Source organism: Streptomyces sp. NBC_00335 (genome assembly GCF_036127095.1).
Classification (GTDB): domain Bacteria; phylum Actinomycetota; class Actinomycetes; order Streptomycetales; family Streptomycetaceae; genus Streptomyces.
In genome coordinates, this window is the sequence record NZ_CP108006.1 from 2,419,761 (window position 1) to 2,443,003 (window position 23,243).

Sequence of the window (23,243 nt, forward strand, 5' to 3'; positions counted from 1 at the left end):
TTCAGCGCCCGACGTCCGCCAGCTTCGCGCGCAGCTGCAGGACGGACTTCGTGTGGATCTGGCTGACGCGGCTCTCGGTGACCCCGAGGACGTTGCCGATCTCGGCGAGCGTGAGGCCCTCGTAGTAGTAGAGGGTCACCACCGTCTTCTCCCGCTCGGGCAGCGTGTTGATGGCCCGCGCCAGCAGCCGCCGCAACTCCCGGTCCTCGGCGACCTCCACCGGGTTGTCCGCGGCGGTGTCCTCCAGGGTGTCCATCAGGGAGAGGCGGTCGCCCTCCCCGCCGACGTGCAGCAGCTCTTCCAGGGCGACCACGTTGGCCAGCGACAACTGGCTGAAAACGGCGTGCAGATCCTCCACGCCGATGCCCATTTCCCCGGCGACCTCGTGCTCGGTCGGGGTGCGCCGCAGCTGGGCCTCCAGCGTGGCGTAGGCCCGTTCCACGGCGCGCGCCTTCTGCCGCACCGAGCGGGGGATCCAGTCCAGCGCCCGCAACTCGTCGATCATCGCGCCGCGGATGCGGGTGATCGCGTACGTCTCGAACTTGATGGACCGTTCGATGTCGAACTTCTCGATGGCGTCGATCAGTCCGAAGACTCCGGAGGAGACGAAGTCGGCCTGTTCCACATTGGGCGGCAGACCGACGCTGACGCGGCCCGCCACGTACTTCACGAGGGGCGAGTAATGCAGGATCAGCTGCTCCCGCAGCCGCTCGTCACCCGAGTCCTTGTACGAGCGCCACAGCACCTCCAGGGACGAGGGCGCGGTGGACCGCTCGCTGCCGCGCGCAGCGGGGGGCACCGCAGCGCGGTCGGACCCTGAGGTGTGCTGGGGCATGCTTCGCCTTTGCCGGAGCCGGATTCCTTGGGAGCGTAGCGTGACGGAAGTGTCGCGGTGCGCGAAGAGTACGGGATCGCGCGGGCCCGCAAGGGCGCCCCGACTCGCGCGGGAGACCCGGGACCGGCGCCTGGCGCACGGTCCCGGCGGGTGCCACCGGGAAGACCGCGTCTCTCATCGGCTTCACTCTTTCACCGGAATGCCCCAGGTCAACGACCGCCTCGCCGGGTGGCTCCGCTTTATGCGCCTCCTCCCGGCCGCTTCGGGGTCAACTGCCAGCCGTCGCCCTGCCGTTCGACGAACCCCAGAGAGTGAAGTTCGTACAGTCTGCCGATGACTTCATCAGTGCCGGTGCCCGCAGCGAGGGCCAGCTCCTCCAGGTCCGCGAGGCGCCCCGCCGGGAGGGCTTCGAGTACCCGGACCGCTTCGGGACCCAGCAGGTCCCGGGCGATCACGGGGCCCCGCCTCTCGGGGGCCAGCTCGCCCATCCCTCCGACCAGCTCGATGACCTCCGCCGCGTCCGTGACCAGCGAGGCCTCGCCGCGCAGCAGTTCGTGCACGCCGGCGGAGAGCCCGCTGGTGGCCGGGCCCGGGATGCCCATGGTGATCCTCCCCAGCGCCTGGGCCCGCCGGGCGGTGACCAGGGACCCGCTGCGGTGGGCCGCCTCCACGACGACCGTGCCCCGGGTCAAGGCGGCGATGACACGGTTGCGCAGGACGAAACGGCTCGGCGTGGGATGGCTGCCGGGCGGCAGCTCCCCGAGGACCAGCCCCTGCGCGGCGATCCGCCCGAGCAGTCCGGCGTGCCCGCGCGGGTAGGGCACGTCCACCCCGCAGGCCAGCACGGCGGCCGTGGCTCCGCCGGCGGCGAGGGCCCCGCGGTGGGCGGCGCCGTCGATCCCGTAGGCGGCGCCGGAGACCACCACCCACCCGCGCTCGGCGAGTTCACCGGCCAGGCTCTGCGCCATGTGTGCCCCGTACGGGGTGCACGCGCGGGCCCCCACCACCGCCACGGAGCGCAGGGCCCAGGCCCGCAGGCTCGGCCTGCCCCGCACCCACAATCCGACGGGCCGGGCGTCACCGAGGTCGTCCAGCTGACTCGGCCACTCCGCAGACCCGGGGCAGACGAACCGGCCCCCGGTCTCGGCGGCGGCCGCCAGGTCCCGCCGGGGGTCGGCCGACGCGGCCCGGCGGCGGTATCCGGCGAGCCTCTCGGCGCCGACCCCGGCCAGCACCCCGGGCTCCGGCGCGGGCCCGGTCAGCAGCCGTATCAGCCCGACGGCCCCGTGCGCCCGCAGCCAGCGTCCGCCGTGCTCCTCCCCGGGCTCCAGGACCCGGGTGAGGGCGGCCCGCGCGAGCACCTCACCCCCGGGCTCCGCCCCCGGCTCCGGCTCCGGGCTCTGTGCCGGGCTGCTTCCCGGGCCCGGTCCCGGGGCCGGCGTCGCGGCGGTCATGAGGCGGCGTCCAGGTGCGCCGCGGCTCCGCGGGCGATCCCGGTGCGCAGTTCGAGGGCGACCGCCACGTCCAGGGCGTCGGGGCGGTCCCGGCTCCTCAGGTCCGCCACCGTCCAGGCGACCCGGAGCACCCGGTCGAGCCCCCGCGCGGTCAGCAGGCCGCGCTCCAGGTCCCGCTCGGCCTGGGCCAGTGCGCCCGGGGCGGCCGGCCAGCGGGTCCGCAGCTCGTGGCCCGGGACCTCCGCGTTGAGCCGCCAGGGCGTGCCGTCGAGCCGGACAGCCGCCCGCTCCCGGGCCTCCCGGACCCGCGCGGCCACCGCCGCCGTGGCTTCGCCGCGGCCCCCGCGCCCCAGCAGATCGGAGCGGGTGACCGGCTCGACCTCCACGCGCAGGTCCACCCGGTCCAGCAGCGGCCCCGACAGCCGGGCCTGGTAGCGGCGGACCACCGAGGCCGGGCAGTCGCAGCCGGTCCCGTGCAGGGTGTGCCGCCCGCAGGGACAGGGGTTGGCGGCCAGCACCATCAGGAACCGGGCCGGCAGGCGTACCACCCCGGCGGCACGGGCGATGACCACGTGTCCCGCTTCGAGGGGCTGCCTCAGGGCGTCGAGGGCCTTGGTGCTGAACTCCGCGGCTTCGTCCAGGAACAGCACCCCCCTGTGGGCCAGGGACACCGCTCCGGGCCTGGCCACACCAGCTCCGCCCCCGACGAGCGACTGCATGGTCGCCGAGTGGTGCGGGGCGCAGTAGGGGGGCCGGGCCACGAGCGGTTCGCCCGGGGGCAGGATTCCCGCGACCGAGTGGACGGCCGTGACCTCCAGGGAGTCCTGTCGGGTGAGCGGGGGCATGATCCAGGGGATCCGCTCGGCCATCATCGTCTTGCCCGCGCCCGGCGGTCCGCTCAGGAAGAGGTGGTGGCCCCCGGCGGCGGCCACCTCCAGGGCCCGGCGCGCCGCGTACTGTCCGGCGACGTCGGCGAGGTCGGGGACGTCCCGCCCGTCACCGTCGCGGGCCACCCCCGTGCCGAGTCCGGCGCCGGGGACGACCAGCCCCGCGAGCATCGGGTCGGGGCGCCCGGACGGATCCGGCGGATCCTCCTCGGGGACCTCCCCCTCCGTGAGCACCGCGATCAGCTGCCGCAGGCTGCGCACCCCGAGCACCGAGACGTCCGGGACGAGCATGGCCTCGGCCGCGCACTGCTGCGGGACCACGACCTGCCGGTATCCGGCCTCGGCGGCGGCGAGCACCGCCGGCAGGATCCCGCGGACGGGACGCACCCGGCCGTCCAGTCCCAGCTCCCCGATGAGGACGAGATCGGCGATCACCTTCGGGTCGACCACCTCGGCGGCGCCGAGCACGGCGGCCGCCACGGCGAGATCGAAGCCCGCGCCCGACTTCGGGACGGACGCCGGGCTGAGGCCGACGGTGAGCTTCTTCTGCGGCCAGGCGGCGCCCGAGTTCACCACGGCCGCCCTGACCCGGTCCCGGCTCTCGACCAGGGTCTTGTCGGGCAGCCCCACCAGGGAGAAGGTGGCGACCCCGGGCTCCAGGTCGGCCTGGACCTCCACGACCACGCCGTCGACGCCCACGAGGGCGACCGAGCAGGCCCGTGCGAACCCCATCAGGCCGCCCCCCTGACGTGCTCCACCACGGGCCCGCCGCGCCGCGGCAGGAGGACACCGACGAGGTCGATGCGGACCCCGCCCGTGGGTGGTCCCCCGTGGTCGGCCAGCCAGCGCCCGGCGAGCCTGCGCAAGCGCTCGGCCTTGGCGGGCCGCAGCGCGGCCATGGGATGTTCGAACTCCCCCGCCCGCCGGGTCTTGACCTCGCACACGACGAGGGCGTCCCCGTCCCGGGCGACGATGTCGATCTCCCCGCCGCGACACCGCCAGTTCCGCGCGATCACGGTCATCCCGGCTTCGGTGAGCCGCCGCGTCGCGAGGTCCTCGCCGTACCGCCCCAATGCCTGCTGTGCCACGCCCTTCGCGTTCATCCGGCACCACCTCCGGCACCGACGATCCCGCGTCCCCGCCCACCTAGTGGATCTTGGTGGACAGCCGGGGCGATGTGGAAAACCGCGTCACCCCGGCGAGGGAACCGGCCCGGAGGCCAGCTGCCGGAGGAGGCCAGTTGCGGGAAGGAGATCAGCCGCCGGAAGGAGGTCAGCTGCCCGGAAGTTCGAGATCGCTCTTGTTGAGCTCCTCGATGTTCACGTCCTTGAAGGTCAGCACCCGCACCTGCTTCACGAACCGAGCCGGTCTGTACATGTCCCAGACCCACGCGTCGGCCATCGAGACCTCGAAAAAGACCTCCCCCTGTACCGAGTGCACCTGCATCTCGTAGTCGTTGGTGAGGTAGAAACGGCGTTCGGTCTCGATCACATACTTGAACAGCCCGACGACGTCGCGGTACTCGCGATAGAGCTTCAGCTCCATCTCGGTCTCGTACTTCTCGAGGTCCTCGGCACTCATGGCATGTTCCCCTTCAGCCGTGCGTCCCCCTATTGTGCGCCAGGCCCGTGCGCCCCTAAACGATTTCCGGGGCCAGGTTCACGGGCGCACCCGGGGGACCGTCGTCGAGCAGCGTGCGGAGCAGCTCTGCGAGTCTGGTCGGGTACACCGTCTCATGGGCCGCAAGCAGTTCCTCGGAGGTCCACCACCTGGTGCCCGAGACGCTCCGTCGCTCCAGCTCGGTGAGGCCTCCCAGCACGGTCGCGGTCTGGGTCGTCCGGGCCAGGAAGTACCACTCGTCCTGCTCCCAGCGGCGCCCGTCGAAGGGGAACGAGCAGTAGCGGTGCCACAGCACCGGCCCCAGTTCCACGTCGGTGATCCCGGTCTCCTCCGCGAGCTCGCGGAGCGCGGCCTGTTCCCGGGTCTCGGCCCCTTCCAGGCCTCCGCCCGGGGTGAACCACCAGTCGTCCGCCGGGTCTCCCGGCTCGAAGCCGTGCATCAGCAGGATCCGGTCCTCGGGGTCCAGCAGGATCACCCGTGCCACCTTGCGCGGCGCGACCGGCGCTTCCCGCCCTTCCCGCTCCTCCGGCCCTCCCGGCCCCGAGCCGGCCCCCGGCCCCGCCGGGGCGTCAGCGGACATCGGCCCGCTCCCGCCTCCGCCCGCGCCCGAGAACCCGTACGACCGGCCCGTACGCGGCTCCGAGCACCACCAGGGCGGCTCCGCCCACCACCGCGAACACCTGGAGCAGCAGCGGCCCCGGCCCCGAGGTCCCGCCGGGCAGGGCGGCGTAGGCCGCGGGCCGCTCCACCATCGCCATGTCGGGCCAGGCGAGGGCGTCGACGCGGCCCTGTACCGCCGAGCGCGCCACCGTCCCCTGTCCGGCCTCCTCCAGGTGTGCCCGGGAGTCCAGCGAGGCTCCGCGCCGGTCGCCGAGCAGGAAGAGGTTGCCCTCGGGCACCGTCACCTCGAACGGCGTCCGGGAGGCGGACCCGCCCGGAGCGCCCGCCACGTCGAGCTTCTCCGCCTCGATGTACGGCTCGTCCAGCTCCTTGCCGTTGACGGTGAGCCGGCCGCCGTCACCGCAGCACTTGACCGTGTCCCCGCCGACGCCGACGACCCGCTTGACCATCGGCGAATCGCTCCACTGCCCGTCCTTGAAGATCACCACGTCCCCGCGGCGCACGTCCCCGCCGGTGATCCGCTGCGCCAGCACGCGGTCTCCGGGCTTCACGGTGGGCATCATCGAGTCGGTCGGCACCGTGTACGGCTGGTACGTGACGGCTCCCCACACGAACCCGCCCAGGAAGAGCACAAAGCCGATGGCCACGGCGACTCCCGACAGCATGCTGCCGAGAGCACCGCGGCCATCGCCGTCACCTGCTCGTATTGCTTGTGTTCCGCCCATTGCAAGCGCCCCCACACTCGGAGATCGATCGACCTGGGCGGCACCCTACCTGCCGGTACGCCCCGCGGTCAGCCTCTGCCTGCGCCACAGCACGACCGGCACCGCGCCGGCGAACCCGAGGGCCGCGGGGCCGAGCCCGACCGGAGCCAGCCCGGCGGCGTCCAGACCGAGCGCGGTGGCCTTGGTCTGCGTGCCGATGCCCGGCTGGTCGTAGGTGTCCGGGACCGGCAGGGTGGACCAGCGGGTGATCGGCCAGGCGACCACCACGGCGCGTCCGACGACATCGCTGACGGGCACGAAGCCCTGGGTGGGGTCCTGCTGGTGGTAACGGGAGTCCTGCGAGTTCTGCCGGTGGTCGCCCATCACCCAGATCTTGCCCTTGGGCACGGTGAGCGGACCGAAGGGGAAGTCGTCGCACGGGGTGTTGCCCGGGAAGATGTACGGCTCGTCGAGCTCCTTGCCGTTGACGATGACCGGTCCCCCCTTCTTGCACTCGACCGTGTCGCCTCCGATGGCGATCGTCCTCTTGATCAGGTCCTTCTCCTCGGCGGACGGCATGAGGCCGATCCAGCTGAGGGCCTTCTGCGCGATGTTGGGGTCCGGGGTGGGCTCCCCGCTCAGCCAGTTCGACGGGTCGTGGAAGACGACGACCTCACCGCGCTCGGGCTCCGATCCGAACCACGGCGTCAGCTTGTCCACGAGCACCCGGTCGCCGCGCTGCAGGGTGTTCTGCATCGAGTCGGAGGGGATCGAGAACGCCTGCACCAGGAAGGTCTTGATCAGTAGGGCGAGCAGCAGGGCGATTCCGATCAGGAGCGGCAGCTCCTTCCAGAACGACCGGTGCGAGCGTGCCGCGGCGCCGTCCTGCGCGTCGCCGTCGTTCTCGACGGCATCGGGCCCGGAGGAGTCGTTCGGCTCCTCGCCACCCTCGTCGCGTCCGGATCGTGCACCAACCGCCACGTCCCCCACATCCACTCCTCGTTCGGAAATCGACGCCCGGCCCTGATGAGGCACGGGCCCTCCCCTCCCTTAACGAGCGGGAGTTCCCGAAGGCGCGGGAGACCAAGGACACACTATGCGAATGGGGAGCCGCCCCGGCGCCTACGGGGCGCGCGGCGACCGCCGCGCGCCTGGTCGGGAACCATGCGGAAGGTGGCGGGCTGTTCCAGCCGGTGCCAGTGACCGAAGGGCCAGGCGATCACGACGGCCTCGCCGACCACGTCCTTCTCGTCGATCGTGCCGTGGAAGGCCTCGTCGAGGTGGTAGCGGGAGTCGGCGGAGTTCGCCCGGTGGTCGCCCATGACGAAGATCCGTCCGGCGGGCACCTGCACCTCGAAGCGGATCTCCGAGGGCACGTTGCCCGGGTTCACGTACGGCTCGTCGAGCGGCGATCCGTTGACACTGACCCGGCCCCGGGCGTCGCAGCACTTCACGCTGTCCCCGCCGACGCCGATGACCCTCTTGATCAGGTCCTGTTCGTTCGCCGAGGGCAGCAGGCCGATGAAGGTGAGGGTCTGCTTGATCTGCTTGATCCCCACCGGGTCCTCGGCGGGCTGGACGCTGTCGCCGCCCAGCCAGCCTCCCGGATCCTTGAACACGACCACGTCCCCGCGCTCGACCTCGGAGCCGAACCACGGGGTGAGCTTGTCCACCAGGACCCGGTCGCCGATCCGGATCGTCTGCTCCATGGAGCCCGACGGGATGAAGAAGGCCTGGACGAGGAAGGTCTTGAGGATCAGGGCGATGCACAGCGCGACCACCACGAGCAGGGGCAGCTCCCCCGCCCGGCGCGTACGCCGTCTGCGCCGGACCCGGCGGGCGAGGCGGCGGCGTTGGGCCCGGCCGCCGGGCTCCGCGGGCTCGGCCGGCGCGTCCCGCTCCGGCTCCGGGTCGGCGTCGGCATCATCGTGGCCTTCGTACCGGTCGCCCCGCGGGCGCCCGCGGCTACCCACGGCCACCGCCCGCGGAACCCGCGTCGCCCCAGCGCGACACCGGCCAGCCGATCCAGTCGGCCCGCCCGATCACCTTCTCCACCGGCACCATCCCCCCGCCCGGCTCCCCCAGGTGGTCCCGGGAGTCCCGGGACTGGGAACGATGATCACCCATGACCCACAGGGTCCCAAGGGGCACGACGACGCGGAACGGCACTTTCGATCCCGAGTCGCCGGGGAAGAGGTACGGCTCGTCGAGCGGCACCCCGTTGACCTTGATCCGGCCGTTCTCGTCGCACACCACGTCGTCGCCGCCGACGCCCACGACCCGCTTCACGAAATCGGAGTCCGAGGGCTCGGCCAGCCCGAGGACCGAGGCCGCCCCGTGCAGGGCCTCGCCGATCGGATTCCCGTCCGGTTCCTCCCGTACGAAGGAGCCCGTGCCGTCGAAGACCACGACGTCCCCGCGCTGCGGAGCGCCGCCGAAACGGTACGCCAGCTTGTTGACCAGCACCCGGTCCCCCACGGCGAGCGTGGGCTCCATCGAGCGGCTCGGAATCAGGAAGGGCTGGAGCACGAAATTGCTGAACAGCAGCAGGAAGACGGTGCAGGCCACGCCGAGCAGCCCGGCACGCTGCCAGGTCAGCCAGCCGGCCGTGCCGTGGTCGGGGCCCGGGTCCGCGCCGGAGTCGGACCCGGGGCCGGGGTCCGCGCCGGGGTCGGAACCGGGACCGTGGCCAGGACCGGGGCCGTCACCGGAACCGGGGCCCGGGGCGGGCCCCGCTCCGGAAAGCACGAAACGCGACCTCCCCTCCCCCTCGTCGGGGGAAGAGTGGCCGCGCTGCGTGTGAGGTGCTTCGGTGTCCATCGGGGGCGAGCCTATCCGGCCTTCCCCTGAACTCCGGGAGCAGTTCAGCGGTCGCGCTTCTCCTTGATCTTCGCGGCCTTGCCGCGGAGCTCACGGAGGAAGTACAGCTTGGCGCGACGCACGTCACCGCGGGTGACGAGCTCGATCTTCTCGAAGATCGGGGAGTGGACCGGGAAGGTACGCTCCACGCCGACGCTGAAGGAGACCTTGCGGACCGTGAAGGTCTCGGAGACGCCCGAGCCCTGACGGCGGATGACGACACCCTTGAACTGCTGGATACGGGAGCGGTTGCCCTCGATCACGCGGACGTGAACGTTGACGGTGTCACCCGGGCGGAAGGCCGGGAGGTCCGAGCGCAGGGTGGCGGCGTTGACGCCATCGAGCAGGTGAGACATGTGATTCGTCTGCTTTCTTCGCATGACGCCACAGGTCGCCGATGCGGGGTTTCCGGAGAGAATTCGGGAGCCGCGGGACTCGGCGGACGACGGTCCCCCTGTGGCAGGGGCGTCCGCGAGCACACAGCAGCCGCCTATTCTTCCACGGTCTGGGGCCTGCGCCAAAATCGGCCGTCGGGAGACGGCTTCCAGCCGAGGATGCTCAGCAGCTCGCGGTCCTTCTTGTCGAAGGCGGAGGCCTCGCAGCGCTCGATCAGATCCGGGCGGTTGGCCGCCGTACGCCTGAAGGCCTCGTCGCGGCGCCACCGGGCGATCTTGCCGTGGTGCCCGCTGACCAGCACGTCCGGGATTCCGTGGCCGCGCCACTGGGGGGGCTTGGTGTAGACGGGCCCCTCCAGCAGGTTGGCCATGTCCCCGGCCGCGAAGGAGTCGTCGCGGTGCGATTCGGCGTTGCCGAGCACCCCGGGCAGCAGCCGGGCGACGGCCTCGGTGACGACCAGGACGGCAGCCTCGCCGCCGGCCAGGACGTAGTCGCCGATGGACACCTCGTAGACCGGGAGGCGGGTGGCGTACTCGTCCATGACCCGGCGGTCGATGCCCTCGTACCGGGCCGGGGTGAAGATCAGCCAGGGGCGTTCGGAGAGCTCGACGGCCAGTTCCTGGGTGAAGGGCCGGCCGCTGGGGGTGGGGACGACGATGACGGGCCCGTGCGCGCCCGCCTCGTAGCCGTCGGCCAGCGCCGCGTCCAGGGCCTCGCCCCAGGGCTCGGTCTTCATGACCATGCCGGGACCGCCGCCGTACGGGGTGTCGTCCACCGTGTTGTGCCGGTCGTACGTCCAGTCCCGCAGGTCGTGGACGTGTACGTCGAGCTGGCCGCGCGCCCGCGCCTTGCCGACCAGGGAGACGTTGAGCGGTTCCAGGTACTCGGGGAAGATCGTGACGACGTCGAGACGCATCAGGCGTCTTCCCCGTTCACGCCCTCGGCCGGGTCGCCGTCGGCGTCCCCGTCGGAGTCCGCTTCCCCGGCTTCCTCGTCCCGGGTGGAGACGACGATCGCCTCGCGCTCGTCGATGAGACCGGGCGGCGGGGTGATGACGCAGCGCTGCTCGTCGAGGTCGATCTCGGCGACGATCTCCTCGACGAAGGGGATCATCACCTCGGTGCCGTCCGGCCGCTCGACGATGAACAGGTCCTGCGAGGGCAGGTGCGAGATCTCGGTGATCCGGCCGATCACGGTGCCGTCTTCGAGGACGACGTCGAGGTCCATCAGCTGGTGGTCGTAGTACTCGTCGTCCTCGGCCGGCAGCTCCGCCGGGTCCACGTCGGCGATGAGCAGGATGTTGCGCAGCGCCTCGGCGCCGGTGCGGTCCTTGACCCCGGCGAAGCGCAGCATCAGCCTGCCGCTGTGCACCCGGCCCGTCTCGACCGTCAGCGGTCCCGCCGACGCCGGGTCGGTCCGGAGCACGGCGCCGGGTCCGAGCCGCAGCTCGGGCTCGTCGGTCCGCACCTCGACGGTGACCTCACCCTTGATCCCGTGGGCGCGGCCGATCCGCGCGACTACCAGCTCCACTGCATTTTCTCCTGTTCAGACGACGACGGGCCGGGGCGGGCGTATGCCCTCCCCGGCCCGTGCCGGTGATTCAACTGCTCAGCGGACCTGGTCCACGTCGACGAGGTCGACGCGGATCCCCCGGCCGCCGATGGCGCCCACGACGGTACGCAGAGCACGTGCGGTGCGGCCGTTGCGGCCGATCACCTTGCCGAGGTCGTCGGGGTGGACCCGAACCTCCAGCACCTGCCCGCGGCGCAGGTTGCGCGAGGCGACCTGCACTTCGTCGGGGTTGTCCACGATGCCCTTCACGAGGTGCTCAAGAGCCTCCTCGAGCATGCTCAGGCCTCGGTCGACTCGGCGGTCTCGGCCTCAGCCTCGTCCGCCTTCTTGTCGGCCTTCTTCGCCTTCTGGGTAATGGCTTCGCCCTTGCCCTCGCCGATGCCCTCGAGGGCCTTGGCGAACTCGTCGAAGGAGCGACGCTTGTTCTCCTTCGTCGCCGGCTGCAGCAGCGGCGCGGGGGCCGGGAGGCCCTTGTGCGCCTGCCAGTCACCGGTGAGCTTCAGGATGGCGAGCACAGCCTCGGTGGGCTGGGCGCCGACCGACAGCCAGTACTGCGCACGCTCGGCGTTGACCTCGATGCGCGACGGGTTGTACGTCGGGTGGTAGATACCGATCTCTTCGATCGCGCGACCGTCCCGACGGGTACGGGCGTCGGCGACGACGATGCGGTAGTGCGGCTGGCGAATCTTGCCGAGGCGCTTGAGCTTGATCTTGACTGCCACTGGAGTGGTGTCTCCTGAACTTGACGTGGTTGGGCACATGAGATGCCACGTGGGGTTGCGGTACTCGGGTGCCCGATGGACGCGTCAGCCGGAGGAGAGAGGGGTCCTATGCGACTGTCGAGTACAGCTGTCCATTGTGCCACACGCCCGCGGCGCGCTCGGCCGGGAGGTCGCGCAGCTCACCCGCCGGGTCAGGAGGCCACCGCGATGGCCACTTCGGGGATGCGGAAGGGCTTCATGCAGCCTCCGCACACGATCGGGGCCTGGGCCAGCACGGACGGGACCACGCGCACGTTGCGCCCGCAGTCGCAGACCGCCTTGACGCGCACTCCGCCGCCGGAGGACCCGTGCCGGGCGGCCGGTCCGCGGAAGCTGCGCTTGGTGTCGGCGGCCGTGGCGACCGTGTGGGCCCTCAGCGCGCGCTGGAGGTGCTCCATGGTGGGGCGGTAGCGCTTCTTCGCCTCGGGATTGAGCGAGACCAGGGAGAAGCCGCTGCTCGCGTGCGGCTCGTCGGTGTGGTCCAGCCCCATCTCCTCGGCGATCGCGAGGAACCTGCGGTTGTGGTAGCGGCCGGCGCGCGAAGTGTCACGCACTCCGCGGGCTGCGGCGATGCCGTGGACTGCCTCGTGCAGCAGTCGCTCGAAGGAGAGTTCGGCGCCGCAGGCGGACGAGGACTCTCCGATCAGGGACTCGGGCGCGGCAAGGTCAGGCAGCTCGGGGTGGTACCGCTGAATATCGGCCCACGCCTGCGCCAGCTCTGCGGCGAGAACAGGTGGTGTCGTGCTCACGTCGTGACAACGAGCCGGGGTGCCCCGGTGTTCCGATTCCGGGCCATTCCAAATTTTTTGCACGTACCAGTCAGTTCAGTCTCATGCGTCCCGACGAGGACGGGTGCGCATATCTCAGGAGGAGTCGGTACGTAGTGAGGCCCACCAGCAGGCCACGACGGGCACAGCCCCGGCGTGCGGCAGGTGCCGCGCGCCGGGGCGTGAGAGCCGTCAGCCGCAGCGGCTAGTACGAGCGCGCGACGATCGCGAGGTTACCGGGGGCGTCGTCCGCCTGCGGAACCGACCCGTCCTCGGCGATCAGGCAGCGTACGGACACGGCCTGCTCGGCGAGCTTCGCCTCGCCCTCGGGGCCGAGGTCGGCCCACGGGATCCGCGCCCAGCCACCGGCGATGGCGGCCTCGGCGGCCTCCTCGATGGTCGAGACGTCGGACGTACGGGCGATGCGGCGCTCGCGGGACTCGCGCAGCAGCTGCTCCTGGTCCTCCTCCAGCACCTTGGGCAGCAGGGCGGCGAGGTCGGAGATCTGCACGGCCTCCTTGCCGCCCGGGATCCGGCGGGCCAGCATCGCGGTGCCGGCCTCCAGGTCGCGGGGGCCGATCTCGACGCGGACCGGTACGCCCTTGAGCTCCCAGTCCACGGCGCGGCGGCCGAAGGGGGTGTCGACGCGGTCGTCGACGAACACCCGCAGGCCCGCGGCCTTGAGCTGGGCGCCCAGCTCGCGGACCTTCGCCACGGCCTCGTCGCCCTTGATCGCCATGACGACGACCTGGACGTGCGCGAGGCGCGGCGGGACCCGCAGGCCGTTGTCGTCGCCGTGCGACATGATCAGGCCGCCGACCATGCGGGTCGAGACGCCCCACGAGGTCTGCCAGACGAGCTCCTGCTTGCCTTCCTTCGACAGGTACTGCGTGTTGAAGGCCTTGGCGAAGTTGGTGCCGAGCTCGTGGCTGGTGCCGAGCTGCAGGGCCTTGCCGTCGCCCATCATGCCCTCGAGGGTGAGGGTGTTGATGGCGCCGGCGAAGCGCTCCTTGGCGGTCTTGCGGCCGAGCACGACGTCGATGCCGAGCACGTTGGTCATGAAGTCGCCGTAGACGTCCGTGTGGATGCGTGCGGCGTAGTCGCGGGCGTCCTCGTACGTGGTGTGGGCCGTGTGGCCCTCCTGCCAGAGGAACTCGCTCGTACGGAGGAAGATGCGCGGGCGCATCTCCCAGCGGACCACGTTCGCCCACTGGTTGATCAGCAGGGGCAGGTCGCGGTAGCTCTGGACCCACTTGGAGAAGTAGTCGTTGATGATCGTCTCGGAGGTGGGGCGGACGACGATCGGCTCGTCCAGCTCCTTGCCGCCGCCGTGCGTGACGACCGCGAGCTCGGGGGCGAAGCCCTCGACGTGCTCCGCTTCCTTCGTCAGGTACGACTGCGGGATGAACAGCGGGAAGTACGCGTTCTGGGCGCCCGCGTCCTTGATGCGCGCGTCCATCTCCTGCTGCATCCGCTCCCACAGGCCGTAGCCGTACGGCCGGATGACCATCGTGCCGCGGACCGGACCGTTGTCGGCCAGCTCGGCCTTGTTGATCAGATCCTGGTACCAGCGGGGAAAATCCTCCGCCTGGGGGGTGAGAACGGGTGCCTTTGCCATGGCGCGAATGGTACGGCGCCCGGAGTGCCGAACGTGAATCGGGTGCGAATCGGGTGGCGCACTCCTCTGGACGCGGGGGCGAATCGGGAGTTCTCTGGCAACGGGGGCAAGGGGGCGACACGGAATCAGGAGCGCTCTTTCGATGACACCGACGCCGACGGCGACGCTTGTCGCGCGGGACTGGGCGGAGATCCAGGAACGGATGCTGGTACCGCTGTACGAGGCGGTCTACGACCGGCTGGAGGTCGGGCCGGGAGACCGGCTGCTCGGCCTCGACTGCGGGGCCGGGCTGGCCCTTCTGCTGGCCTCGGGCCGGGGAGCCCTGGCCACGGGTGTGGAGACGGATCCGGCACGCCGCACGCTGGCCCGGGAGCGCCTCCTGGAGGTCCTCGCGGCCCCGCCCGCGCCCGCGGTTCCCTACGACGTCCTACTAGCCTTCTCGCCCGCTCCGGGCGCCCTGGCGGCGGCCCTGCCGGCGCTGCGCCGGCCCGGCGGCGCGGTGGTGCTGGCCGACTGGGGTCCGGCGGAGCGGTGCACCGTGCCCTCGGTCCTGGGCGGCGGGCCGGCGCCGCGGGACCTGGACGCGATGGCGGCCGAGGCCGGGCTGGTGCCGGACGGATCGGGGCGGGTGTTCTGCCCGTTCGGGTACGCCGACGTGGACAGCGCGGTGCGCGGGCTGCTGTCGACCGGGTTGTACGAGTGCTCGGACCCGGTCCAGGTGGAGAAGGAGCTGGCGGAGGCCCTTCACCCGTACGAGCGGGGTGACGGGGCCGTCTGGCTCCCGAACATCTTCCGGTACGTCATCGCCCGGACGGCGTAACCGGCGCAGGCGGCGTGACGGGCGCCGTGCGGGGCCGCGGACCGGCCCCGCACGGCCCTCGCTCGTGCGGCGCTCACTTGTGGAGGCGGGGGATCCCCGCGGCGGCGTAGGCGGCCGCTTCGTCCAGGGTCTCGTTGGCCATCAGGGCGTCCGCGAGGGCGTCCAGCTTGTCGCGGTTCTCGCGCAGGAGGAGGCAGGCCTTCTCGTAGCACTCGTCGACGATCCGGCGCATCTCGTGGTCCACCGCGTCGAGGGTGGCGGGGGCCGCGGAGAGGCCGTAGGGGCTCTGTCCGTCCGAGGGGATGGCGGTGAGCCGGCCGATGCGCTGGCTCATGCCCCAGCGGCCGACCATGCCCCGGGCGATGTTGGTGACCTGTTCGAGGTCGTTCTCCGCGCCCGTGGTGATGACGTCGTAGACGGTGTGCTCGGCCGCCATGCCGCCCAGCGCTCCGATGATGCGGCCGCGCAGGTACTCCTCCGTGTAGGCGTACCGGTCCGCCTCCGGCGTGGAGAGGGTGACGCCGAGCGCACGGCCGCGCGGGACGATGGTGATCTTGCGGACCGGGTCGGCGCCCGGCTGGAGCATGCCCAGCAAGGCGTGGCCGCTCTCGTGGTACGCGGTGCGGCGGCGGTCCTCCTCCGACATGACCAGCGGCCGTTCCGCGCCCAGCTGGACCTTTTCCAGCGCGTCGGAGAGGTCCGACTGGGTGACTTCCTTCTGCTGGCGCTTCACGGCGAGCAGGGCGGCCTCGTTGGCGAGGTTGGCCAACTCCGCTCCGGTCATGCCCGGCGTCGTGCGGGCCACTTGGGCGAGGTCGACGCCGACGGCGAGCGGGATGTCCCTGGTGTGGATCCGCAGGATGGCTTCGCGGCCGCTCTTGTCGGGCGGGGAGACGACGACGGTGCGGTCGAAGCGGCCCGGCCGGGTGAGCGCCGGGTCCAGGACGTCGGCCCGGTTGGTCGCGGCGAGGACGACCACGCCTTCGGAGCCGGAGAAGCCGTCCATCTCGGTGAGGATCTGGTTCAGGGTCTGCTCGCGCTCGTCGTGGCCGCCCATGCCCGCGCCGCCGCCGCGCACCCGCCCGATGGTGTCGATCTCGTCGATGAAGACGATGGCGGGGGCCACTTTGCGGGCCTCTGAGAAGAGTTCGCGCACCCGGGACGCGCCGACGCCGACGATCATCTCGATGAACTCGGAGGCGGAGGCGGAGAAGAACGGCACCCCGGCCTCACCCGCGAGGGCGCGCGCGAGCAGGGTCTTGCCGGTTCCGGGCGGGCCGGCGAGCAGGACGCCGCCGGGCATGCGGGCGCCCATCTTTCGGTACTCGTCCGGGTTCTTGAGGAAGTCCACGACGTCGTTGAGCTCGCCCTCGACCTCGTCGATGCCGGCCACGTCCTCGAAGGTCGTGCGCTTGGCGCCCTCCAGCTCGACCGGCTTGGGCGGCGTCTTGCGCCCCAACCCGCCCATGCCGCCGCCCATCGCCGATCCCATCCGGCGGGCGATGACCACCCACAGGAGGACCAGCAGCAGCATCGGGGCCAGGGAGATCAGCAGATTGGCCAGGAAGCTGCGCTGCACGACGACCGGGGAGGCGGTGACGACGACGTTCTGCTTGGTGAGGTTGGCCCACAGGTCGTCGTCGGCGAAGGCGGGGCGCTGGGAGACGAACTTCTTGTAGGTGCCCTTGTCGCCGTCCGGCTTGGGCTGTTCGGTCTTCAGCTCGCCCTGGATCGCGTCGCCCTTGGCGTAGATCTTCGAGACGTTGCCGTTCGCGACCTGCTTGCTGAACTCGGTGTACGAGATGGTCGGCTCGTCGCCCTCGTTGAAGAAGGACAGCACCAGGTTGGTGATCAGGTAGACGATCAGGGCGGTGAGGATCAGGCCGCGCCAGCCGCCGGGCATCCGCTTCTTCGGCGGCGGAGCGGGGGGTGCGCCTTCGGAGCGCCAGGGCGTATCGGCCCGGTCGCGGGGCGGTACGGGGGTGGGGCTGGGCACGTAGGCCTCCTTCTGCCGTCCTCCCGGCTGACCATAAGCGACAAACCGGACCATCGCCCCTGGCGGCGGGCCACACGGCGAAGCCCCGGCCGGAGTGGTCCGGCCGGGGCTCGCGTGGCTCCGTACTACTCCTTCGCGTACCGCTACTTCATGAACTTCTTGAACTCGTCCGGGAGGTCGAACTCATTGGCGGACTGACCGGACTGGGCGCCGGTCGGAAGGCCGAACGGGTTGCCGCCGGCGGCGGGCTCGATCGCCTCCGGACCGGCCTCGCGGCGCGCGGCTGCCGCGGCCTCTTCTTCCTTGCGCTTCATCGGGTTGCCGCTCTTGCGCTTGCCCTTGGCCTGCTTGACCTGCTTCTTCTGCCGGCCGGGTCCGCCGCCCATCCCGGGGATGCCGGGCATGCCCGGCATGCCACCGCCCTGGGCCATGCGGGACATCATCTTGCGGGCCTCGAAGAACCGCTCGACGAGCGACTTGACGGCGCTGACCTCGGTGCCGGAGCCCTTGGCGATACGGGCGCGGCGCGAGCCGTTGATGAGGTGCGGGTCCTGGCGCTCGGCCGGGGTCATCGACTTGATGATCGCGGCGGTGCGGTCCACGTCGCGCTCGTCGATGTTGTTGATCTGGTCCTTGATCTGCCCCATGCCCGGGAGCATGCCGAGCAGCTTGGAGATCGAGCCCATCTTGCGGACCTGCTCCATCTGGGACAGGAAGTCGTCGAGCGTGAACTCCTTCGGGCCCTTCTGGAGCTTGGCCGCCATCTTCTCGGCTTCGGCCTGGCTGAAGGTCTTCTCGGCCTGCTCGATCAGGGTGAGCATGTCACCCATGTCGAGGATCCGGCCCGCCATGCGGTCCGGGTGGAAGGCGTCGAACTCGTCGAGCTTCTCGCCGTTCGAGGCGAACATGATCTGCTTGCCGGTGACGTGCGCGATGGACAGCGCGGCGCCGCCTCGCGCGTCGCCGTCGAGCTTGGAGAGCACGACGCCGTCGAAGCCGACGCCGTCGCGGAAGGCCTCGGCGGTGTTGACCGCGTCCTGGCCGATCATGGCGTCGACGACGAAGAGGATCTCGTCCGGGCTGACGGCGTCGCGGATGTCCGCGGCCTGCTGCATCAGCTCCTGGTCGATGCCGAGGCGGCCGGCGGTGTCGACGACGACCACGTCGTACTGCTTGGTGCGCGCGTACTCGATGGAGTCCTTGGCGACCTGGACCGGGTCACCGACGCCGTTGCCCGGCGAGGGGGCGTAGACGGCCACGCCGGCCCGCTCGGCCACGACCGAGAGCTGGTTGACGGCGTTGGGGCGCTGGAGGTCGCAGGCGACGAGGAGCGGGGTGTGGCCCTGCCCCTTCAGCCACAGGCCGAGCTTTCCGGCGAGGGTGGTCTTACCGGCACCCTGGAGGCCGGCGAGCATGATCACCGTGGGCGCGGTCTTGGCGAAGCGCAGCCGCCGGGTCTCGCCGCCGAGGATCGAGACCAGCTCGTCGTTGACGATCTTGAGGACCTGCTGGCCCGGGTTCAGGGCCTTGGAGACCTCTTCGCCGCGGGCGCGCTCCTTGACGTTCGCGATGAAGGAACGGACGACGGGGAGGGCGACGTCGGCCTCGAGGAGGGCGATACGGATTTCCCGCGCCGCAGCGTCGATGTCCTGCTCGGAGAGGCGGCCTTTGCCCCGGAGGGACTTGAAGGTCGCGCTGAGGCGGTCGGAAAGCGTATCGAACACGGTGGTCGCGATTCCTCGGGTCGGGGGCGTGTGGTCGTCCCCCAGGGTATCGGGCCGCGCCACCCCCTTGGCCCTGCGGGCGGCATTCCCCCTCCGGGAGCCCGGCGCCCCGACGGAGCCGCTGCGCGGCCGGAGTCCCCTACCGCCCTTCGCCCGTTCCCCGGGGCTCCGCCCCGGACCCCGCGCCTCGCACGCCGGCGGGGCTATTTGCAGCCCCACCGGCGTGTGAGGCGTTTCGGGAAGGGGCGGGGTGGGGGAAGGCTCCGCGCAGCGGCTGCCGGGCTACGTCAGGGCAGCCTGGACCGCCCCGGCCAGGGTGGCCGCGGCGGCCGGATCCAGTGGTTTGCCCTCCACCGTGGTGACGTACAGCGTGTCCACCGCGTTGGCGCCGAGCGTCGACACGTGCGCGCTGCGGACCCTGACCCCGGAGGACTCCAGCGCGCGCCCGATCCGGTGCAGCAGCCCGACCGCGTCGGGCGCCCGCACCTCCAGGACCGTGGCGAGCGAGGAGACCTCGGGCACCACCGTGACCCGGGGCGGCGGCGGGACCACCCCGCGCCGGCGCGGGTACGCCGCTTCGCGGTCCGCCAGCTTCGACGGGACGTCCAGCGAGCCGTCCAGGGCCCGCACCAGGTCGGTGCGCAGCCGCGCGGCCTCCGGCAGGGAGCCGTACTCCGCGGCCACCCGCCAGCGCAGGACCAGTACCTCGCCCAGCTGGTCCGGGAGCTCCATGGAGCGCAGGTCGGCCGCGCGCACGGTGAGCCGGTGCAGTGCCAGTACGCCGGCCGCCGCGGGCAGTACTCCCGGCTGGTCGGGGACGGCCACCACCAGTTCCACGCCGACCGCGTCCTCCTCCTGGCGGGCGTGCAGGGCCAGGACCGGCTCGCCGGTGCGCAGCGCCTCCACCGCGAGGCGCTCCTGCTCGGTGGTCGGGATCTCCAGCTCGGTCGCGGCCGGGGCGGCGCCGCGCAGCACGGCGGCGACCCGGTCGACCAGGTCGGCCACGAGGGAGCCGCGCCAGGCGCTCCAGGCCGCCGGGCCGGTGGCGAGCGCGTCGGCCTCCGTCAGCGCGTGCAGGATCTCCAGCGTGCCGGGCGAGCCGACCGCCTCGGCGACCGCCTTGACCGTGGCCGGGTCGTCCAGGTCCCGCCGCGTGGCGGTGTCGATCAGCAGCAGGTGGTGGCGTACGAGCACGGCCAGCACGGCCACGTCCTCCGGGTCGAAGCCCACCCGCAGTGCCATGTCGCGCGCGATCGTCTCCCCGGCCACCGAGTGGTCGCCGGGCCAGCCCTTGCCGATGTCGTGCAGCAGCGCGGCCATCAGGAGGAGGTCGGGGCGGCCCACCCGGCGGGTCAGCTCGGAGGCCCGCACGGCCGTCTCGACGAGGTGGCGGTCCACGGTCCAGGTGTGCACGGGGTTGCGCTGCGGCCGGCACCGCACCCGCTCCCAGTCGGGCAGCAGCTTCGTGATGATCCCCTCGGCCTCCAGGGCCTCCCACACGGCCACCGTCGGCTCCCCCGCGCCCAGCAGGGTCAGCAGCTGCTCCCGGGCCTCGGCCGGCCACGGCACGGGCAGCGGCTTCGCCTGCGCCGCGAGCCTGCGTACGGCGTGCAGCGAGACGGGCAGTCCGGCCTGGGCGGCGGCCGCGCCGAAGCGCAGGGGCAGCACCGGGTCCCGGTCGGGCCGCGCGGCCAGGGCCAGTACGGCCTCGCCGTCGGACTCGACGACGCCTTCGGCGAGCGGCGCCCGCTCCGGTACGGAGCTGCGGGTGCCGAGCAGTCCGCGGAGCCGGGGGCGGGCGGACCGCGCCCGGAGCACGCGCCCGACCTCGCGCCAGGTCACGTCACCGGCGTACGAGACCACCCGCGCGGCCTCGTACACCTCCCTGAGCAGGGCGTCGGCGTCGAGCAGACCGAGCTGCGCCGCCACCGGCGTCTGTTCCTGGAGGGAGAGCCGTTCGGTGGCGCGGCCGGTCACCAGGTGCAGCGCGTCCCGGGCGTCGAGCAGCCGGCGCCGTGCTTCGGCGAGGCCCTCGCGCGGGGCGTCGGCCAGCCAGGACGCGGCGACGGCCCGCAGCGCGGTGACGTCGCGCAGTCCCCCGCGGGCCTCCTTGAGGTCGGGTTCCAGCAGGAAGCGGAGCTCCCCCACGCGCTCGGCCCGCTCGCGGCACAGGGAGTGCAGCTGGGGCAGCCGTTTGGCGGCGTGGTTGCGCCAGTCCGCCAGGACGGAGGTGCGCAGTCCCGCGAGGAGCCCGGCGTCGCCCGCGACGGGCCGGGCGTCGAGCAGTCCGAGGTGCACCTTGAGGTCTTCGGCGGCGGTCTTGCGGGCTTCGCCGGGGGTGCGCACCGAGTGGTCGAGGGCGACGCCGAGGTCCCAGACGGGGTACCAGAGCCGGTCGGCCAGGGCGGCCAGCGCCCGCGGTTCGGCTTTGCCGTCGTGGAGCAGGACCAGGTCGAGGTCGCTGCGGGGGGAGAGTTCGGCGCGGCCGTAGCCGCCGACGGCGACGAGGGCGGCGCCCCGCACGCCCGTCTCCCGTACGGCGGTGGCGAACAGCGCCTTCAGCCAGTCGTCCGTCAGGGCCGCGAGGGCGGAACGCCGGGAAGGCCCGGACCGCGACTCCTCCTGGAGGAGTCGCAGCCGGGCCGCGGCGTACCCGCTGGGTCCCGAGTCGGCCGTGCTGCCGTCAGTGGTCTCTTCGACGCTCGTCACCCAGGGGTTCCAATCAGTGAGGGCCTGTCCGGTCAGTCGTGCCGGGCTCCCGTGCCCTGGCACGCACGCTCGCCGCGTTGTCGTCGGTCACCGACGCTCCGCGTCGATTCCCTCCTCCGCCTTGCGAGCGCACGCGCCAGGCCCCGCTCGCTTACCCGGCCCGACCGACCGGACAGGCCCTACAGCGCGTCAGCGCCGCGCTCGCCGGTGCGGACCCGGATGACCGAGTCCACGGGGATGCTCCACACCTTGCCGTCGCCGATCTTGCCGGTCTGGGCGGCGTCGACGACGATCCGCATCACGTCTTCCGCGTCGCCGTCCTCGACGAGCACCTCTATGCGGATCTTCGGGACGAGGTCCACGGTGTACTCGGCGCCCCGGTAGACCTCGGTGTGTCCGCGCTGGCGGCCGTAGCCGCTGGCCTCGGAGACGGTGAGTCCCTGGACTCCGAAGCGGTGCAGGGCTTCCTTGATCTCGTCCAGCCGGTGCGGCTTCACGATCGCGGTGATGAGCTTCATGCGTCAACCTTCTTGCTCGCGGCGGCAACAGGGGCGGGGACGGCGGTGCTCCGGGAGGAGGAGCCGCCGCCGGCTCCGCTGAAGTCGTAGGCGGTCTCGGCGTGTTCGACCTGGTCGATGCCGGAGACCTCGTCGTCCTCGGTGACCCGCATCCCGATCGTCTTGTCGAGGAGGAAGGCGAGTACCGCGGATGCCACGAGAGAGTAGGCCAGGACGGAGAAGACTCCGATCGCCTGCTTGCCGAGCTGCTCCAGGCCGCCGCCGTAGAAGAGGCCCGCCACGTCGGACTGGACCCCGCCGGTGGCGAAGAGGCCGACGAGCAGGGAACCGAGGACACCGCCGACGAGGTGGACTCCGATGACGTCGAGGGAGTCGTCGTAGCCGAACTTGTACTTCAGGCCGACGGCCATGGCGCACAGGACACCGGCGATGACGCCGATGGCGATCGCGCCGAGCGGGGAGACGGCGCCGCCGGAGGGGGTGATGGCGACGAGGCCCGCGACCGCGCCGGAGGCGGCGCCGAGGGTGGTGAAGGAGCCGTGGCGCAGCTTCTCGTAGCCGAGCCAGGCGAGCATGGCGGCGGCGGTGGCGACCTGGGTGTTGACGAACATGACCGCGCCGACGCCGTCGTCGTTGCCGAGCCAGGAGCCCGCGTTGAAGCCGAACCAGCCGAACCACAGCAGACCGGCGCCGAGCATCACGAGCGGGAGGCTGTGCGGGCGCATCGGGTCCTTCTTGAACCCGACGCGCTTGCCGATGACCAGGATCACGCCGAGGGCCGCGGCGCCCGCGTTGATGTGGACGGCGGTGCCGCCGGCGAAGTCGATGACCCCGAGCTCGAAGAGCCAGCCGCCGGCGCCCCACACCCAGTGGGCGACGGGGAAGTAGACGATGGTGACCCAGAGGGTGATGAAGAGGGCCCACGCGCTGAACTTGACGCGGTCGGCCAGGGCGCCGCTTATCAGCGCCGGGGTGATGATCGCGAACATCAGCTGGAAGACGGCGAAGACGTAGACGGGGATGGTGTACCCGTCCCACAGCTCGGTGATGCCGATGCCGCTGAGTCCCACGTAGTCGGAGGTCCAGCCGATGAGCGAGCCGGAGTCGGCGCCGAAGGCGAGGCTGAATCCGTAGAGGACCCAGAGGATCGTGACGATCCCGAGGCTGATGAAGCTCATCATCAGCATGTTGAGGCTGCTCTTGACGCGGACCATGCCTCCGTAGAAGAAGGCGAGTCCCGGGGTCATCAGCATGACCAGGGCGGAGCAGATGAGCATGAACCCGGTGTTCGCGGAAGACAGCGTGGGTGCGTCTGCCGCGAGGGTCGTGATGGCTGATGCCATCGGCGTCTCCTCGTCGTCGGTACGTTCGCGTGCGGGCGA

23 protein-coding genes are annotated in these 23,243 nt (G+C 71.9%); 1 reads left to right on the top strand and 22 read right to left on the bottom strand.

Going from position 1 to position 23,243, the window contains the following annotated elements; translation table 11 throughout:
* Window position 1: 1 nt before the first annotated feature.
* From whiG to proS, 17 genes are all read right to left on the bottom strand, one after another.
* Window positions 2-835, bottom strand: a complete 834-nt coding sequence (gene whiG / locus OHA37_RS10555) for an RNA polymerase sigma factor WhiG (protein ID WP_250743879.1) — start codon at window positions 833-835, stop codon at window positions 2-4.
* A 239-nt stretch (window positions 836-1,074) separates the two neighbouring features.
* Entirely contained in the window at window positions 1,075-2,289 is a 1,215-nt protein-coding gene (dprA, locus tag OHA37_RS10560) for a DNA-processing protein DprA (protein WP_266904075.1), read from the bottom strand.
* On the bottom strand, window positions 2,286-3,908 hold the full coding sequence (locus tag OHA37_RS10565) for a YifB family Mg chelatase-like AAA ATPase (protein WP_266904076.1): 1,623 nt from the start codon (window positions 3,906-3,908) through the stop codon (window positions 2,286-2,288). Before OHA37_RS10565 ends, dprA begins: the two co-directional genes overlap by 4 nt.
* Window positions 3,908-4,279: a YraN family protein gene (locus OHA37_RS10570; RefSeq protein WP_266904077.1), complete on the bottom strand. Its 372-nt coding sequence runs from the start codon at window positions 4,277-4,279 to the stop codon at window positions 3,908-3,910. The genes OHA37_RS10565 and OHA37_RS10570 overlap by 1 nt, the downstream gene beginning before the upstream one ends.
* 169 nt (window positions 4,280-4,448) lie before the next feature.
* The gene (locus OHA37_RS10575; protein ID WP_005311352.1) at window positions 4,449-4,757 is read right to left on the bottom strand and encodes a DUF2469 domain-containing protein; all 309 of its coding nucleotides are present in this window, start codon (window positions 4,755-4,757) and stop codon (window positions 4,449-4,451) included.
* Between the two features lie 55 nt (window positions 4,758-4,812).
* A complete protein-coding gene (locus tag OHA37_RS10580) occupies window positions 4,813-5,376 on the bottom strand; it encodes an NUDIX hydrolase (RefSeq protein WP_266904078.1) in 564 nt (187 codons plus the stop codon).
* On the bottom strand, window positions 5,366-6,142 hold the full coding sequence (lepB, locus tag OHA37_RS10585; protein WP_266904079.1) for a signal peptidase I: 777 nt from the start codon (window positions 6,140-6,142) through the stop codon (window positions 5,366-5,368). Before lepB (OHA37_RS10585) ends, OHA37_RS10580 begins: the two co-directional genes overlap by 11 nt.
* A 45-nt stretch (window positions 6,143-6,187) precedes the next feature.
* Window positions 6,188-7,102 (bottom strand): signal peptidase I, encoded by a 915-nt coding sequence (lepB, locus tag OHA37_RS10590; protein WP_443046142.1) that lies wholly within the window; start codon window positions 7,100-7,102, stop codon window positions 6,188-6,190.
* 113 nt (window positions 7,103-7,215) lie between these two features.
* Complete coding sequence (gene lepB, locus OHA37_RS10595; RefSeq protein WP_443046143.1) at window positions 7,216-8,094, bottom strand: signal peptidase I; 879 nt, start codon at window positions 8,092-8,094, stop codon at window positions 7,216-7,218.
* Window positions 8,087-8,941, bottom strand: coding sequence for a signal peptidase I (lepB, locus tag OHA37_RS10600; protein ID WP_443046144.1), 855 nt, complete (start codon window positions 8,939-8,941; stop codon window positions 8,087-8,089). The genes lepB (OHA37_RS10595) and lepB (OHA37_RS10600) overlap by 8 nt, the downstream gene beginning before the upstream one ends.
* 44 nt (window positions 8,942-8,985) lie before the next feature.
* Entirely contained in the window at window positions 8,986-9,336 is a 351-nt protein-coding gene (rplS, locus tag OHA37_RS10605; RefSeq protein WP_243337670.1) for a 50S ribosomal protein L19, read from the bottom strand.
* Between the two features lie 134 nt (window positions 9,337-9,470).
* Window positions 9,471-10,292: a tRNA (guanosine(37)-N1)-methyltransferase TrmD gene (trmD, locus tag OHA37_RS10610; RefSeq protein ID WP_266904082.1), complete on the bottom strand. Its 822-nt coding sequence runs from the start codon at window positions 10,290-10,292 to the stop codon at window positions 9,471-9,473.
* The gene (rimM, locus tag OHA37_RS10615; RefSeq protein ID WP_266904083.1) at window positions 10,292-10,906 is read right to left on the bottom strand and encodes a ribosome maturation factor RimM; all 615 of its coding nucleotides are present in this window, start codon (window positions 10,904-10,906) and stop codon (window positions 10,292-10,294) included. The genes trmD and rimM overlap by 1 nt, the downstream gene beginning before the upstream one ends.
* 78 nt (window positions 10,907-10,984) lie before the next feature.
* On the bottom strand, window positions 10,985-11,224 hold the full coding sequence (locus OHA37_RS10620; protein WP_030011889.1) for an RNA-binding protein: 240 nt from the start codon (window positions 11,222-11,224) through the stop codon (window positions 10,985-10,987).
* Window positions 11,225-11,226: 2 nt separating this feature from the next.
* Entirely contained in the window at window positions 11,227-11,670 is a 444-nt protein-coding gene (gene rpsP / locus OHA37_RS10625; RefSeq protein WP_243337676.1) for a 30S ribosomal protein S16, read from the bottom strand.
* A gap of 191 nt (window positions 11,671-11,861) precedes the next feature.
* Window positions 11,862-12,458, bottom strand: a complete 597-nt coding sequence (locus OHA37_RS10630; protein WP_266904084.1) for a hypothetical protein — start codon at window positions 12,456-12,458, stop codon at window positions 11,862-11,864.
* 223 nt (window positions 12,459-12,681) lie between these two features.
* Window positions 12,682-14,094 (bottom strand): proline--tRNA ligase, encoded by a 1,413-nt coding sequence (gene proS, locus OHA37_RS10635; RefSeq protein WP_266904085.1) that lies wholly within the window; start codon window positions 14,092-14,094, stop codon window positions 12,682-12,684.
* A 142-nt stretch (window positions 14,095-14,236) separates the two neighbouring features.
* On the opposite strand from proS, the gene OHA37_RS10640 reads away from it, so the two are divergent.
* Window positions 14,237-14,914: a methyltransferase type 11 gene (locus tag OHA37_RS10640; protein WP_266904086.1), complete on the top strand. Its 678-nt coding sequence runs from the start codon at window positions 14,237-14,239 to the stop codon at window positions 14,912-14,914.
* Window positions 14,915-14,987: 73 nt separating this feature from the next.
* On the opposite strand, the gene ftsH is transcribed toward OHA37_RS10640, so the two are convergent.
* From ftsH to OHA37_RS10665, 5 genes are all read right to left on the bottom strand, one after another.
* Window positions 14,988-16,964 carry an ATP-dependent zinc metalloprotease FtsH gene (gene ftsH, locus OHA37_RS10645; protein WP_443046145.1) on the bottom strand — a complete coding sequence of 659 codons (1,977 nt, stop codon included), beginning with the start codon at window positions 16,962-16,964 and terminating at the stop codon, window positions 14,988-14,990.
* A gap of 89 nt (window positions 16,965-17,053) precedes the next feature.
* The gene (gene ffh, locus OHA37_RS10650) at window positions 17,054-18,634 is read right to left on the bottom strand and encodes a signal recognition particle protein (protein WP_266904087.1); all 1,581 of its coding nucleotides are present in this window, start codon (window positions 18,632-18,634) and stop codon (window positions 17,054-17,056) included.
* Window positions 18,635-18,916: 282 nt separating this feature from the next.
* On the bottom strand, window positions 18,917-21,343 hold the full coding sequence (locus OHA37_RS10655) for a [protein-PII] uridylyltransferase (protein ID WP_266904088.1): 2,427 nt from the start codon (window positions 21,341-21,343) through the stop codon (window positions 18,917-18,919).
* A 179-nt stretch (window positions 21,344-21,522) separates the two neighbouring features.
* Window positions 21,523-21,861: a P-II family nitrogen regulator gene (locus OHA37_RS10660; protein WP_112451060.1), complete on the bottom strand. Its 339-nt coding sequence runs from the start codon at window positions 21,859-21,861 to the stop codon at window positions 21,523-21,525.
* Complete coding sequence (locus tag OHA37_RS10665) at window positions 21,858-23,204, bottom strand: ammonium transporter (protein ID WP_266904089.1); 1,347 nt, start codon at window positions 23,202-23,204, stop codon at window positions 21,858-21,860. Before OHA37_RS10665 ends, OHA37_RS10660 begins: the two co-directional genes overlap by 4 nt.
* Window positions 23,205-23,243: the final 39 nt, after the last annotated feature.